The 14789-nt window shown below is 53.1% G+C and carries 6 protein-coding genes and 1 pseudogene; 2 read left to right on the plus strand and 5 right to left on the minus strand.

Annotated features, from left to right (window positions below):
- Window positions 1-4 precede the first annotated feature (4 nt).
- Both PN498_RS15350 and PN498_RS15355 read right to left on the minus strand, forming a co-directional pair.
- Window positions 5-7792: a type I polyketide synthase gene (locus PN498_RS15350; protein WP_272063705.1), complete on the minus strand. Its 7788-nt coding sequence runs from the start codon at window positions 7790-7792 to the stop codon at window positions 5-7.
- The gene (locus PN498_RS15355; protein WP_272063706.1) at window positions 7792-11757 is read right to left on the minus strand and encodes an AMP-binding protein; all 3966 of its coding nucleotides are present in this window, start codon (window positions 11755-11757) and stop codon (window positions 7792-7794) included. The genes PN498_RS15350 and PN498_RS15355 overlap by 1 nt, the downstream gene beginning before the upstream one ends.
- A gap of 670 nt (window positions 11758-12427) precedes the next feature.
- Between PN498_RS15355 and PN498_RS15360 the strand changes: the two genes are divergently transcribed.
- On the plus strand, window positions 12428-13270 hold the full coding sequence (locus tag PN498_RS15360) for a sterol desaturase family protein (RefSeq protein ID WP_272063707.1): 843 nt from the start codon (window positions 12428-12430) through the stop codon (window positions 13268-13270).
- Window positions 13271-13381: 111 nt separating this feature from the next.
- The gene (locus tag PN498_RS15365) at window positions 13382-13807 is read left to right on the plus strand and encodes a helix-turn-helix transcriptional regulator (RefSeq protein WP_272063708.1); all 426 of its coding nucleotides are present in this window, start codon (window positions 13382-13384) and stop codon (window positions 13805-13807) included.
- Between the two features lie 36 nt (window positions 13808-13843).
- On the opposite strand, the gene PN498_RS15370 is transcribed toward PN498_RS15365, so the two are convergent.
- From PN498_RS15370 to PN498_RS15380, 3 genes and pseudogenes are all read right to left on the minus strand, one after another.
- Complete coding sequence (locus tag PN498_RS15370) at window positions 13844-14251, minus strand: type II toxin-antitoxin system VapC family toxin (protein ID WP_272063709.1); 408 nt, start codon at window positions 14249-14251, stop codon at window positions 13844-13846.
- A complete protein-coding gene (locus PN498_RS15375; protein WP_272063710.1) occupies window positions 14251-14547 on the minus strand; it encodes a type II toxin-antitoxin system HicB family antitoxin in 297 nt (98 codons plus the stop codon). The genes PN498_RS15370 and PN498_RS15375 overlap by 1 nt, the downstream gene beginning before the upstream one ends.
- 103 nt (window positions 14548-14650) lie before the next feature.
- Window positions 14651-14789, minus strand: a pseudogene (locus PN498_RS15380) (IS4 family transposase); the annotation flags it as partial.

The raw sequence follows: 14789 nt of genomic DNA on the forward strand, positions 1-14789 counted from the left end.
TTGCCTAATTGAGTAAGTCTTCGAGATCGGCCAGTTTTTGATCAAGTTGAGCCTCTAAATCTGCCTCCGATGGCAAATCTTCGACGCTGTCTTCAGGATCAGCGTGAGTCACATCTGGGACTCGCTCAGTTTTGGGGGATAACGGCTCTGCCAGTAGTTGCTCAGTCAGATACGCTAGCAGTCGATCAACTGTGGGATAGTCGAAGGCTAGGGTAGCGGGCAGCGAACAGTCCAAACTCGCTTGCAGGCTGTTCTTCAGCTCCATTGCCGTCAGGGAATCCAGCCCCAAGTCGAAGAAGCCCTGCTGCCGATCCAGTTCTTCTGGGGCAAAGCCCAAAACTTGACTGATCTGATTACAGACGTGGGTATCCAACAGGTGTTGCTGTTGGTCTTTGGGGGCGGCTGCCAACTGTTGGCGGAAAGCCTCTCGCTGGGGTTTCTGAGACCGAGTATGACTGCTTTTAGTTTGATGAAAAGCAGCCTGCCAAAAGGCTTCTAGGAAGGAAGACTGCCGTAGATGCCCCTGATGGAGAAAAGTCGGCCAGTTAATCGGCACAATGCCAATCTGAGGAAGCGACTGCGACCAGATCTGTGCTAACTGCTGTAGCCCTTGCTCTGGAGCAATTAACTCGATACCGTGAAGCCCAGCCAGCCCATTACCCCGCTGATACTTCAACGCTGAGCCTACCGTCGACCAGGCCCCCCAATTGAGGCTGAGACCCGGCAGTCCTTGCGATCGCCGATAGTGAGCCAAGCCATCCAGAAAGGCATTGGCTGCCGCATGGTTGGCCTGTCCTGGTGATCCTAACAAAGATGCCGCTGAAGAGAAAAGGATAAAAAAGTCGAGTGGCAAATCTTGAGTGAGCTGATGCAGGTTCCAAGCGCCCTCGACCTTAGGGGCTAGGACCCGCTCAAACGCATCCCAAGAAAGCTGTTCCAGTCGGCCATCGCTCAACACACCCGCCCCGTGAACTACTCCCTGTAGCGGATAGGGCGACTCAGCAATACGCTGTAGTAGCGCCACCAATGCCTCAGAATTGCTCACGTCCACCGCTGCCGTTTCAATAATGGCTCCCTGCGTTGACCAAACCTGAATTTGCGCCTGCACCGCTGCTGTTGGTTCATGACGACTGATCAGCAGTAGATGACGAGCGCCCTGGGCAATCATCCAGTCCGCAACCTGGAGACCCAGTCCGCCTGTACCGCCTGTGATCAAATAAGTGGCATCGGCGTGGATAGAGAGAGCAGGCTGTTCTGTATTATGGGTAATGCTTCGCGCGGGCAAGGTCTTGTGTTGTTCGTTATTCGTTCTTTGTTCTGCGGCGAATGAGGCAGGCTCTCCACTATCCGTTGCTCCGGTCGTTAGTATGATTTTCCCGATGTGCTGCGCCTGCTGCATAGTCCGAAAGGCTTGAGTGGCTTCACTTAAGCGGAAAGTTGTGTAGGGTAAGGGGTGCAGCAGGCCGGATGCAAACTGCTGGTGTAGGGTTTGCAGCAGGGACTGGATCAGGTCGGGCTGTTCCTGGCAGAGGGCTACCAGGTTGATAGGAAAATATGATGAGTCAGGGGGAGGGGGCAGATCGCCGAGTCCCAGTTCAATAAAACGACCGCTCTGGCACAGCACCTGAATGCTTTTGTCGCGGAACTCGCCTGCTAGCGAATTGAGGACAACATCAACGCCTTCGCCTTGGGTCAGGGCCATGACCTCGTCGGCAAAATCGAGGGTGCGAGAGTTCAAGATATGGGTGATGCCGAGCGATCGCAGTGTTTCCCATTTGCTAGGACTGGCCGTTGCTATGATCTCAGCACCGACAGACTGCGCGATTTGGATAGCAGCCTGCCCAACTCCACCGGCAGCCGCATGAATGAGAATGCGATCGCTGGCCTTAATCTGGGCTAACTGCACTAGGCTATAGTAGGCCGTCAAAAACGTGACCGGAATCGTGGCTGCGGCCTCCGGAGATAGCGCTGCTGGAACAGGAATCACCATCGCTCGATGCACGGTGACGTACTGACCGAAGCTGTTAGACGCGATCGCCATCACGGGCTGCCCAACACCCAAATCCTGGACGGCTTCTCCAGCGGCGACAATTTCGCCGACGCATTCACAGCCCAGTACGGGTTCGCCAGGATATTGGCCCAGCGCCGTTAGGACATCCCGAAAGTTCAGTCCGGCTGTGGCCACTCGAATCTCAACTTCATCCGCGGCAGGAGACCGCCGCTCTACAGGCAAAAAGGTTAGGTTTGCCAACGTTCCCGGCTCTGATAAGGTCAGCCGTACGGAATCATAGGGGGTGACCTGAACTGGGGTGTAGGGCTGCAAGCGGGCCACTCGACGCTGGTGGGCTTGCAGACTGACGTTTTGCTCAGGGGAGTCGGCCAGCAGTTCTGCGGTCAGGGAGTCGACAGCAGTGGTGTCAGTGCTATCGAGGTCTATACAACTACAGCGGAGTTCGGGATGTTCGAGAGCCACTGTTTTAGCCAGTCCCCAGAGGGGCGATCGCGCTAATCCAGTCTCGGTAATGCTCAACGGAGTGGCCTCCTGAGTCACAAAGTAAAGGCGAGGAACTGAGGATAGATTGGCTTCGAGCAGCGCCTGTACCAGATGCAAGCCGTGACGGCAGGCTTCTTTAGAGGCTTCAGCAAGAGCATCAGAATTGGTAGCAGGTCCAGTTAGATAAATGACGCCTTGCCAGTGAGACTTCATTTGCAAAATTTGCAAGAGTTGCGCTTCTAAATCCGAAGTTGACCAATTGAGGGCAAGCTGATCTTCCAAGCTGTTGGAGGGAGCGAAGGTGACCAATAAAGGGGACTGCCCTTTGAGCTGAAGACCGTCCGCTAACGATTTGCCCATCTCCCAACAGTCACACAGGATTAACCAATCGGCAGGTGCTGAGGACAATTCCACCTCTTCACGTCGCTGCCCCACAACCACTGCCTGAGGTAAGCTCGGTGCCGCCGTTACCTCATCTGACTTAGGAGAAGTATCTGGCTGAAGAATCGCCGGGGTGAATCCACTCTCCTGCAACAGGGATTGCCATTGAGCTGCTGACAGCAGCGGATGGCGGGGCCGCAGATCGCGATCAGCAAATTTCCACCAGCCTTCCGTTAACCCAAAAATCAGGTCTAGCCAGGTTAAGGATTCTGTTCCCTCCAGCAGAATGAGTTCACCACCGGGAGCCAGCAGTTGACGAACGTGACCTAGAGTCTGTCGTAGATCCGCTGTGGCATGAAGGACATTAGCCGCAATCACAAGATCAAAAGGCTGCTGAAATCCTTGCTCGATGGGCGATCGCTCAATATCCAACAGGTCATAACGCATAAAGGGATAGGCTTGAAAGCGCTCCTTAGCCTGACTCAGGAACAGCGGCGAAACATCGGTGAAAACGTATTCCACCCCATGGAGATGAGGCAACAAATGAGCTGTTGTACCGCCGGTGCCAGCCCCAATTTCTAGAATTCGAATGGGGCGTTGGGCAGCGGCGATCGCCGCTGAAACGGCCTTTTGCACGAGCGTGTTCATCACCTGTGCACCGGGTGAGGACTCATATAGCTGGGTCAAGTCGCTCAGGTTACCGTCTGGGAAAAGTAGCGTTAGCGGGTCGAGATCTCCGGTCAGAACAGCCGCCAAATTTTCGCCGCAGCGGGTGATGAGGGTCAGCTCAGCGTTGGCAATTGCAGATTGTGGATTGTGGATTTTAGATGGGGTGTCTTCTGGCTTCTGTTCGATGCCGTCTACTTTTGCCAAGAGATATTGGAAGAATCGTTCGTGTTGAGGGGCAATTTGTAGCTGCTGGGCGATATCCGGGTGGGTTACTGTCTGGCTCAGCTGTGGCGACCAGCCCAGTTTCTCCAAGGCTTGAGTGATGTAGTGAAGGCTGAGCGCTTCTAGCTGGGGCAGAAGGCTTTGATAGGCAACAAATTTGGGTTGAGAGACGAGTTGGGTAAAGTCAGGGGCGATGCGATCGCGAATAGCCTCTGGTGCTTGCAGAAAATCTAGAGGCTGAGCTGATAAGGGCTGAGGCTGCCAGGCCACTTGATACAGCCAGGTCGTGTCGGACTCGTTCGATTGCTGGGAGTCTCCCAAAAGCTCAGGAGAAACTGGCTGTAGCTGCAAGCCTTCTATCGCAGCGATGATAGTGCCATCTGCTGCCAAAAGATTGATGTCAATTACTGGATTGAACTGTCTGTCTTCAGGCATTGCAGTAGGCCGCTGCTGGGCATAAACCCACTGCACGCTGCGGTTGGCTGGATTTGGCCAGCTCAAGCGTTGAATACTAATCGGTAGATAGGTTGTGGTGATCCCATGCCAATCAAGGGTTGCCCCTGCCAGCTGTAAACCAGCGTCCAGCAGAATTGGATGAACGTGGTAATGCTCTGAATCAGCCTGTTGCCGATTGGAGAGGCAAACCTGCGCTAGGGCTTCTCCAGGTCTTCGCCAGATCCGCTGCAGGACGCGGAATTCAGGACCATAGCAAATGCCCCACGCTTGGTACAGGCTGTAGAAGACATCAAGGGAGATCTCGTTAGTCAGTTCTTCCTGCTTTGCCGTAATGGAAAAGGCCGTCAGAACGGGTGAAGTTGACTCGATTTCACCGGTCGCGTTGCATTGCCAGGTCGAGGCAGAAGAGGCTGTCTGACTAAAGATTTCGAACTTAAACTGCTCGGTAGACCGAGGGGTCAGAACAGTTTGGATGAGAACAGTCTCTAGTTTCGACAATACCAGGGCTTTGGGAAAGGAGACGTCGCAGAGTGTTAGAGATGGATAAGGCAGGGAATGGGCGGCTGCGATCGCGATTTCTAGATATCCCGCCGCAGGCATGACCACCGCCCCAAATATCTGATGCTCCTTCAAATAGACTGGGGTATCCTGGCTGACCTGCGACTGAAAGTAGCGCACGGTCTCTCCAGCTAGGGGAAGCGGCGATCCCAACAAGGGATGACTGGGGGAGGTCAAAGAAGGCTCTGGTAGAGAGGCGAGACCTGATGCTTTTCCAGGCAGATCGGTTTCGACCCAGTAGCGCTGGCGCTGAAAGGGGTAGTTGGGAACCTGAACAATGCGGCGGGGATAAGCGCGATCGAATCCAGCCCAGTCGATAGTCGCGCCTAACATATACAGCTTTCCAAGGCTGGTCAATAGGGTTTGCCAATCGGCATCAGGGCGCAAACTTGGCAGCCACAAAGTATCGACTTCGGGCAAACAGGCTTGTCCCATGACAGACAGCACAGGCTTTGGCCCAATTTCGATGAACGTGTTGTAGTCCTCTGCCGCTAGCGTCTCCATGCCCGCCGCAAACTGTACGGACTGACGAACATGCTGAACCCAGTAATCGGCACTGGCAATTTCTGTCGAAGTAATCTGTCCGGTTATGTTAGAAACCAGCTCTAACTGAGGCGGCCTGTAGCTTACTGTGCTGGCCACTTCTTTGAAGTCGGCCATCATCGGCTCCATCAGCGCTGAATGAAAGGCATGGGAAACTGGCAGCGGCTGCGTTTTGATTCCCTGCTCAGTTAGCGTCGCGGTTACTGAGGCAAGCGCAGACTGCTCACCCGAAATCACCGTGGCTTCAGGGCCATTTATGGCGGCAATGGAAATATCAGGGGGCAGGATTGGAGAGAGGCGATCGCGAGCGGCCTTCACCGCCACCATGCCGCCCCCGACGGGCAGCGCCTGCATCAACCGCCCCCGGGTAGCCACCAATCGCAGTCCGTCTTCTAGGCTAAAGACCCCAGCAAGACAGGCGGCGACATATTCTCCAAGGCTGTGCCCCATGACGCCATCGGGTTCGATGCCCCAGGCCAGCCAGAGTTGGGCGAGGGCATATTCGAGGGCGAAGAGGGCGGGTTGAGTGTAGGCGGTTTGGTGGAGGGGGGTTGGGGGTTGGGGGTTGGGGGAGTCTGAATTTTGAGTTTCGCTTCCATAGAGCGCATCCAGAAGATCGATCCCTTCGGCTGTCAGAAGGTCAGCACAGCGGTCCAGGGCCTGTTGGAAGACGGGTTCGGTGTCGTACAGCTCGCGGCCCATGTTGGGGTATTGAGAGCCTTGTCCGGTGAAGAGAAAGGCGATTTTGTGATGGAGAGCGCCCTGGGTCAGGGAAGTGGGAGCGGGCGGGGTGTCTAGGAGATTGTCGAGTTGCTGTCTCAGGTGAGGCAAGTCGGCTGCGATCAGAGCACAACGATGGTTGAAGTGCGATCGCCCCACGTTGGCAGAGAAGGCAATATTAGGCAGTTCTGCCTCCACGCCTGAGTTCAACCAATCTCGATAACGCTGAACGAGCTGACGTAGAGCCTCATCGCTACGGGCAGAAAGCGCCAGCAAGTGTAGTGGCCGCTGGCTGTCACGCAATTCTGCGGCTCTGAACGTGAGGTCAGGCAGTTTGAAGTCATCTTGCGGGGCTTCTTCCAATATCAGATGAAGATTGGTGCCACTCATTCCGAAAGAACTCAGTCCGGCTCGTTTAGCCTCTGCCGTAGTCGGCCAAGGTGTGAGCTGGGTGGGCACGGAAACAGCGAGTTGATCCCAGGGAATATAGGGGTTGGGGGACTGTAGATGAAGGTGAGGCGGAATGTGCTGATGTTGCAGCGACAGGATGACTTTAATCAAGCCGGCGACGCCAGCAGCCGATTCAAGGTGCCCAATATTCGTTTTGACGGAGCCGATGAGCAAAGGGGTCGGACGTTGACCCATGACCTTATCGAGCGCCAAGACTTCAATGGGGTCGCCGAGGCGGGTGCCAGTGCCGTGGACTTCGACATACTGCACCTGCTGAGGGTAAACTCCGGCGTTCTCTAAGGCCTGCTGCAAAACGGCTTCCTGAGCCGCACCATTGGGAGCGGTTAGGCCATTGCTAGCGCCATCGTGGTTAACGGCAGAGCCACGCACTAAGGCTAGAATCGGATCTTGATTATCAATAGCATCAGAGAGGCGCTTCAGTACGACGATGCCGCAACCTTCACCGCGCCCGTAACCATCAGCCGCAGCATCAAAGGTTTTGCAGCGACCATCGGGAGCCAGGGCTTTGAGTTTACAAAAGCCGATGGTGGGTTCAGGCGACAGCATCAGGTTGACGCCCCCAGCCAGCGCTAGATTAGACTCACCACTGCGGAGGCTTTGACACGCCAAATGCACGGCTAACAATGAGGAAGAGCACGTCGTATCGAGCTGCATTGTGGGGCCGTGGAACCCGAAGGTGTAGGCTAATCGACCCGCAGCAATGCTGCGAGTGTTACCTAAGCTGCTGTGAGCATCAATACGAGTCAGGTCGCCTGATCGAACACTGAGTTGGGCATAATCGTCGAAACTGACGCCAACGAAGACACCAGTGCGAGTGCCGCGCAAGTCAAAAGGCGGCTGTCCGGCATTTTCTAAGGCAGTGTAGCTGACTTCTAGCAGGAGTCGCTGCTGTGGATCTAAGCTCCGAGCCTCGCGGGGAGAAATGCCGAAAAACTGCGGATCAAATTGATCCACGTCATCAATGAAGCCGCCATAGCGGGTATACATCTTACCGGGAGCGTCTGCATCGGGATCGTAGAGCGCTGCGACGTTCCACCGCTGGTCAGGAATTGCGGTAATGGCATCGCAGCCATGACGCAGCAGGTCCCAATAGGCCTCAAGGGTGTTGGCTCCACCCGGAAATCGACAAGCCATACCGACGATCGCAATCGGTTCGTTTTGCTGCTGTCGTACCGCTTCCAACTCCGATCGCAGCGATCGAATCTGTAAAGTGGCTTCTCGAAGCAGGTCACGATAGCTGTTTGGGTGAGGATTGGAAGTGCGATCGCGGGATTGCATCAGGTTCCCCTCCCTTGCAGGGCCGCCAGTTCCGCGGCCAAGGCATCAGCCATCTCAGTTTCGCTGAGGTCGTCAAGTGCTGTTGGATTGGAGGCAAAAGAATCAGGTCTAGCGCTGGTCTCGACCCCCTTATATCGTGGTGTTGTTCCACCTAGCTCAGAGGATGTCTGAGCGCTTGCATAAGTGGCCAAATGCGCTGCCAATGCCGCGATGGTGGGGAAATTCCAGGCGAGGGTGGCATTCAGAGGGTGCTTGAGTTCCAAAAAGTCCTCTAGATCTTGGGCCAGTTCTACGGCCATAACAGAATCGACACCGTAGTCTGCAAACGCTTTATCGATATCCATATCTGAAGTGGAAAGCTTGAGATGATGGGCGAGCCATTGGACTAACCACTGCTCCAGAACTCTGGTTGTTTGAGGCTGAAGGCGCGGCTGGCTATTGACGGAGGGACGTGAATCAGTGCGGCTCAAGCCTGTTTCTCGATGGTCCTCTTTGTCAACCGGAGGCTTAGGTGGCACCGATTTCCCACGCCCGTTATCCGTCACATTAGGGGACTCTTCTGCCAATCGCTGTTGTAGAAAAGCATCCAAACGGTGATCTTCTCCAGCTAGGGTTTGTTCAATGTCGCCGATGGTGTCGGTATAGCTGGTAACCCAGTCGCTCGTAGTGCTAGCTGCCGCAGCAACGGCTTCGTTGGGATTAGGAACCAGAGCCTGAGAGAGTTTTTGCTCAAAATAACACTGGGTCCACTCTAAGGATCTGGGACAAGTGGATACGGATGCTTGAATGGCTAGGAGCAGCGCGATCGCACTCAACTCACCAACTGCCAGATACGCCTGACGCCGTGCTATGACCGCATCCGTAGAAAGGTGCTGATACCGCAACACAATATCGTCTGCGCTTGTAAACAACCGCTCCGCCAACTTGGGTGCCTGTAGCTCCTGACTCAGGAAAGGCTGCAAACCTGAGCGGGCATTAAACACCTCTGCCCCCAGATGCATCGCCAGGGTTTCTGTCGGTCCCTCAAAAATACGCAGGACACGAGCATCCCGCAGGATTTGTGGAGCTAAATTCGTTTCGATATAGCCCCGTCCGCCCAAGCACTGCACCAAATCATCTGCCGCTTGCCAGTAAAACTCTGGCGCTAGGATTTTGCAGGTCGTGTAGGCTGCGGGCGGCACGACCCTTCTCTGATCTAATCGCTGCCCGATCCAGTCCACCAGCGCGGACAAAGCCGAAACCTGGGCAGTGAGGCCGCTCAAACGGGTCAACAGCACTGGATTCTCCAATAGCCGTCCGGTGCTGACGGTGCGACGATCGCCATAGCGCACCATCAGCTGAGCGCAGCGCTTCATCCCCCCAATGCAGGCAGCCGCGATCGTCAGCCGGCCATACATCATGGCATCCTGCGCCACGGTCATCCCTTGACCGGGCTGCCCCAAAAGCTGAGCGTCGGAAACAGCGACTCCATCTAGATACACCGTATTTTGCACCATACTTCGCATACCCATCGTTAGCGCTTCTGGTCCTTGCCGGAGACCAGAGGCTCCCTTACTAATCGCAAAACCGCTGATGCCCGAGGCGTCTTCATGGCGTACAAAAACATTGATCAGCCCAGCCCATGCGGCTGAGCCACTCCAAACTTTCTCACCGTAGAGCCGCCAGTTGTTGTTGGTATCTACCACAAGATGAGATTGAATTGCATTAGGATTTGATCCGGCTCCAGGTTCCGTCAGTGCAAAGGCCGCCAGTTCTCGACCTGTGGCCAGTCGCGGTAACCAGTCCGCTTTCAAGGACGGCGTCGCAGCGTGCAGAATAGGCCGAATACCCAGCACATTGTTGAGTCCGACGAATAGCGCCAGAGTCGGATCGATCGCACCCAGTTGCTCCATCACTCGCAACATATCCTGATGGCCCAAACCGAGTCCGGCATACTCAGGGGGCACCTGCATTCCCAGCAGTCCCTGATTGCCAAAATCAAGGACGATGCTCGGTGACAGGCAGCGCCGCTCGTCCATCAATCGCGAATTGATCGATTCGTGAGCATACTGCCGTAGCCACTGGATTAAGGATTCAGTCCGATCAGGATCGCCGTTGGTGGACTGCGATGATGCCTCTTGCTCTGCTGGACTGGGCAACTGAGACACCTGAACTGATTGATCGATTGACCACTGTCCAACAGGGTCGAGCGTATGGTTTTCAAATCCGGCCTGACAAGCATGGCGCTGTACCTTGCCGCTCGTGGTTTTGGGCAGACTCCCTGGCTTTAGCAATACGATTCCATGGACCTGTAGCCCATGCTGCCGAGAAATCGCCGCACGGATGGCAGCAATGACGGCACCTGTATCTAGGGAACGCAACGCGGTTCGCCTGACCTCTTGGACCACCATCAGCCGTTCTTCACCGTTCACCTCCAGACCGAAGGCCGCCCCTACTTGAGCTGCCACTGCCTCATGGCTCTGGGCTACCGTCTGCTCAATATCTTGGGGATAGTGATTGTGTCCGCGAATGATGATCAGGTCCTTAAGTCGTCCAGTCACGAACAACTCTCCATCTTGCAGAAAGCCCAAATCCCCGGTCCGCACAAAAGGCCCAGCACCGTCAGCGAGTTTTGCGGCAAAGGTTTCCTGAGTCGCTTCAGGATTCTGCCAATATCCCTGAGCAATGCTAGGACCCGTCAGCCAGATTTCTCCGACTTGACCAGACGGGCAGCGCTGATGAGTTTCAGGGTCGGCGATCGCAATAGATTGCCCAGCCGTTGTCCGCCCACAACTCACGAACTGCCGTACATCCTCAGTTTGCGATCGGGACACGACTTGTCCTTTTGCTAGGGCAGTCTTGTCCACAGAATAAGTTGGAGGTTGAGCGGTCTTGACACCACCCGACACGAAAAGAGTTGCTTCCGCCAGACCATAGCAGGGATAAAAAGCTGTTGACCGAAAACCGCAGCCAGCAAACGTGTCGGAAAACTGCTGTAGAGTTTCAGCCCTGACGGGTTCCGCGCCGATAAAGGCCACTTCCCAACGACTCAAATCGAGATCCTGGCGCTGCTCCGGTGTAATCCTTTGCAAACAGCGCTCGTAGGCAAAATTGGGGCCGCCACTGGTCGTACCACCAAAGACGGAGATGGCTTGCAGCCACCGCAGGGGTTTGCGGAGAAATGAAGCAGGCGACATCAGCGTGACTGGAAAGCCGCCATAAAGGGGCTGTAGAATGCCGCCAATTAGACCCATATCATGATGGGGGGGAAGCCAGATGACGCCGTGACTATCCGGAGAATGACCGAACTGCTCCTGAATGATCCCCAGATTGTGCATCAGGTTACGATGGCTGATCATTACTCCCCGGGGCTGACTCGTGGAGCCAGAGGTGTATTGCAACACAGCAATATCGTCAGCAGCAATCAGAGGCTGCTCCCAGGACTGACTGGGCAAATTCACTGCTGAAAATTGGGGCGCAATGCAGGCAATGGCATCCTGGCGCAGATCTGTCATCGTCGCCGCCAAAGACTGCACCTTAGGCAACTGCCCAGGTGTAGTCACAATCGCCCGTGGCTTGGCATTGGCAACAATATATTGCCAGCGCTCTAGTCCCTGATGGCGACCAGGTAGCGGCACTGGAACCGCGATCGCCCCAGCCTGCACGCAGCCCAAAAAGGCAGCGACAAATTCTAGCCCTGCTGGCAACGCCAGCAGAACGGGCTGATGGGCAAATTCGGACAGGTGGATAGCGATCGCCTGCGATCGTCGATACAGCTCTGCATAACTCCAACCCAATCCATCGCTATGAGCAACCTCAGCCTCATCGGGCAGAAACTGGTAGGCCAAATGCTCCGGCTGATGCATCGCCCGCTGCTGCAAAATGTCTATCAGATGAGTGCTGACTGAATTCAATCCTTGTCCAGTTTCACTACTATTATCGTGGTCAAATTCTCGCACCATTGACAGCCCTGTTCGACCTAGCATTACCAGCCTGAGACCTCACCAGCCTCTGACCTGAAGCGATCGCTATTAATAATGATTCTCAACAGTATAACGAATTGAGCGTGGTGTAAAGCCTTTAGAAAGAGATTAAAAACTTTGAGAACAATTTCCTTGAAACGGTCTGACACGGTCAGTCTTAACGCATCTCAAACAGCCAAATTTTCTATGAGACTGAGACCAGACAGCCAGCCAATTCAATAAAAAATCCCCGGCAAAGATAGCACCAACCTTGCTAGGTGGAAATTTTCTACATTGCTTTCAGAAATGCTAGCACTTTTAATTTGTGAACGAGTAGAAAAACTGGCCTTGCTGATAACGTACTCCAATCAATCCCTTTTTGAGGTTGAGTTCCGCTGATCGTGATTGAGTTCAGCCCATAGGCACTGTTCGCATTCCACATCCCTGAGGCTAGATTAAGACTGCTTGATAGAGTCGAATGGTGTATCGAAACACTTGCCCCGCAATCCCTAGCTGTCTCCAAAGAGTACATCTTGCCCGCAAACTTACAGGCTCATTGCAGAATGCTGCAAGGTGACTTAATAATGGGTAGGGTATTGACACAACTTCTTGAGCGTTTCTTCTAAACCATGCTCAAGACTCGTGAGTGCTTTTCAGAACCGCAAGACTATTGTAAATTAACTGATCGCTGCTTATGGAATGGCTTGCTGCTCCTTTAGGATTTGCCAGATATCTGTTAACGGCATTCGTGATGTACGGCTGCTTCATGGTGGCTGAGCGTATTCGCCCAGTAGAGCCTCGTCAGCCCTTAACCCATATCTGGTTCAACCTGCGATGGTACGTGGTTTACAGTATCGTCATTGTTCTCATGCAAGCGCTTGGCATCGGTCTGATTGTTTCTGCCTTGCAAAAGTCCTTGGGGGCACCGTTCATCTCATTGCCCATACCTCAGAATATTTGGACTTATGGACTGCTAGCGCTGTCCTATTTCCTGATCACAGATTTTTTCTACTACTGGTTTCATCGATGGCAGCATAAAGTTCCTTTTTTGTGGGAACAGCATAAGTTTCATCACAGTGAAGTCTCCTTGAATGTGACCAGTACTCGCCGAGTTCACTGGCTAGAAGATCCCTTAATCATTATCTTTTTAGCCATTCCGATGGGGTTATTGTTTGAGTTCAATGGTTTAGCTTTAGGAATCCTTGCGTTTGTAGAAGTTCTTTGGTTGCAGTTTATTCATCTCAACCTGCGATTAAATTTGCGATCGCTCTCTTCGGTTGTAACCGGGCCGCAATACCATCGCATTCATCACTCTTTTCAACCAGAGCATCTTGACAAAAATTTTTCGGCGTTTTTCCCCATTTGGGATATTGTCTTTGGGACTTACCATCATCCTCAGAAAAATGAGTTTCCACCAACGGGGTTAACCACTGGCGAAAACTACAACACCATTCTGGAGGCCTCTAATCTTCCCTTCAAAGAATGGATAGGCCCCCACTATTTAGGGAGATATTTCAGAAAGTCACTCAAGCATTAGTGTTTTAGTAGAGTTGAGCTTGCTTCAATACCAGCGAGCTTTATTGATGAACTGCGTCGCTGCAAAAGTTGCCAAGACCCCGAAGTTAGCGCGATTTTGCAGACCAAACGGATGTATTTAGAAAGCAAAGCAATAGAGCTGCTAGCGCTGCTCATGGAAGAAGAAACCGAAATTCATCAGGACGACGCTCAGACTGCTTTGCTCGATCTGGACTATCGCGATCGCATCCACTACGCCCAAGAAATCCTGCTAAAAAATCTAACCGATCCACCGTCACTGATGGAGTTAGCGCAACAAATCGGGATGTGTGACTACAACCTCAAACGAGGCTTTAAGGAGGTATTTGATAGCACCGTATTTGACTATTTGCGCGATCGCCGGATGGAAAAAGCCCAACAGTTGCTGTTAGATGGGCAACTGAAGATCGCGACGGTCGCCCGTGCCGTCGGTTACGATAGCCCCACCTCATTCAATGCCGCCTTTAAGCGTAAGTTCGGGATGAGCCCAAAGGTTTATCAACTTTCAGTACGAAAGTAATTAACGCGGTTGATCTCCACCCAAATTCCCCCAAAATTATGGCAAAAGCTGTAGATAAGCCATGCTTTCTGGCTGAATCAGGCTAAAGTGCCGGCGATCAAGCGTCAAAATTCTTTGAATCTGATATCGCTCTGCTATTGCAACGATGCTGGCGTCTACGATTCCCAATGGAACATCCTTATATTTCTGAATGACTCGAATAGCGTGCTTAATATCAGGTAGTTCGACTGCAACATACTGAAATGCACTCTGCATCAAATCTTCGAGAAAAGCGGTGGCTACCTGCACACTGAGATACTTAGTCACCATATAATCTACCTCTGGAAGCACAGTAGACGGAACCCATAAGCGTTCAGTCTGAGCAATCCTAACAGCGGCTTCATGATGGAGATCGCTTTTATCTAACAGGGCGATAATTCCACTCGTGTCAGCTAGTGCTGTCATTAGTTTTGCCACAGTAGCTCATCTACCCGCTCGGATAGATCACCTCGATGGCTATTGCCTAACCCGACTGACTTAAAGGAATTAGGCACAGTAGCGCCTTTTGTATTGTCGGCTGGATCAGCGTCAACATTGATGGTTACAACCTTGGCTGTCGCTAGCTGAGATTTTAAAGCCACCTTGATTTTTGCGATCGCTTCTTCTTCAGTTTTGCCATCAGCTACCACATTTGATAGCCCAATGATAGAAGCTACGAAATGTTGTTCTGATGGTTTTTGTACTAGAACTTGATACTGCATTGCTTTGCTAGCTGAAGAAGCAGTTTCATGATAGCTGATAGGGAGAGCGTCGCGATCGCATCCACTACGCCCAAGAAATCCTGCTAAAAAACCTGACTTACCCCTAAGTACAGGACAAAAGTTTCAACGTGTGGCGAAAGTCATCTTCAAAGAGTGGAGAGGGATTGAGCAAGAGCTGTCGAAGATAATCGAATCCTAAGCGAAAAAGACTCTTGGCTCGACGACCATGTTTTTTGATAGCA

Source organism: Oscillatoria sp. CS-180 (assembly GCF_028330965.1).
GTDB lineage: Bacteria > Cyanobacteriota > Cyanobacteriia > Phormidesmidales > Phormidesmidaceae > Halomicronema.

Excerpts from the sequence above, each read along its gene's own strand:
- PN498_RS15375 (WP_272063710.1), bottom strand. The coding sequence starts at position 14,547 with ATGCAGTATCAAGTTCTAGTACAAAAACCATCAGAACAACATTTCGTA.
- PN498_RS15355 (WP_272063706.1), bottom strand. The coding sequence starts at position 11,757 with ATGCTAGGTCGAACAGGGCTGTCAATGGTGCGAGAATTTGACCACGAT.
- PN498_RS15360 (WP_272063707.1), top strand. The coding sequence starts at position 12,428 with ATGGAATGGCTTGCTGCTCCTTTAGGATTTGCCAGATATCTGTTAACG.
- PN498_RS15370 (WP_272063709.1), bottom strand. The coding sequence starts at position 14,251 with ATGACAGCACTAGCTGACACGAGTGGAATTATCGCCCTGTTAGATAAA.
- PN498_RS15350 (WP_272063705.1), bottom strand. The coding sequence starts at position 7,792 with ATGCAATCCCGCGATCGCACTTCCAATCCTCACCCAAACAGCTATCGT.
- PN498_RS15365 (WP_272063708.1), top strand. The coding sequence starts at position 13,382 with ATGTATTTAGAAAGCAAAGCAATAGAGCTGCTAGCGCTGCTCATGGAA.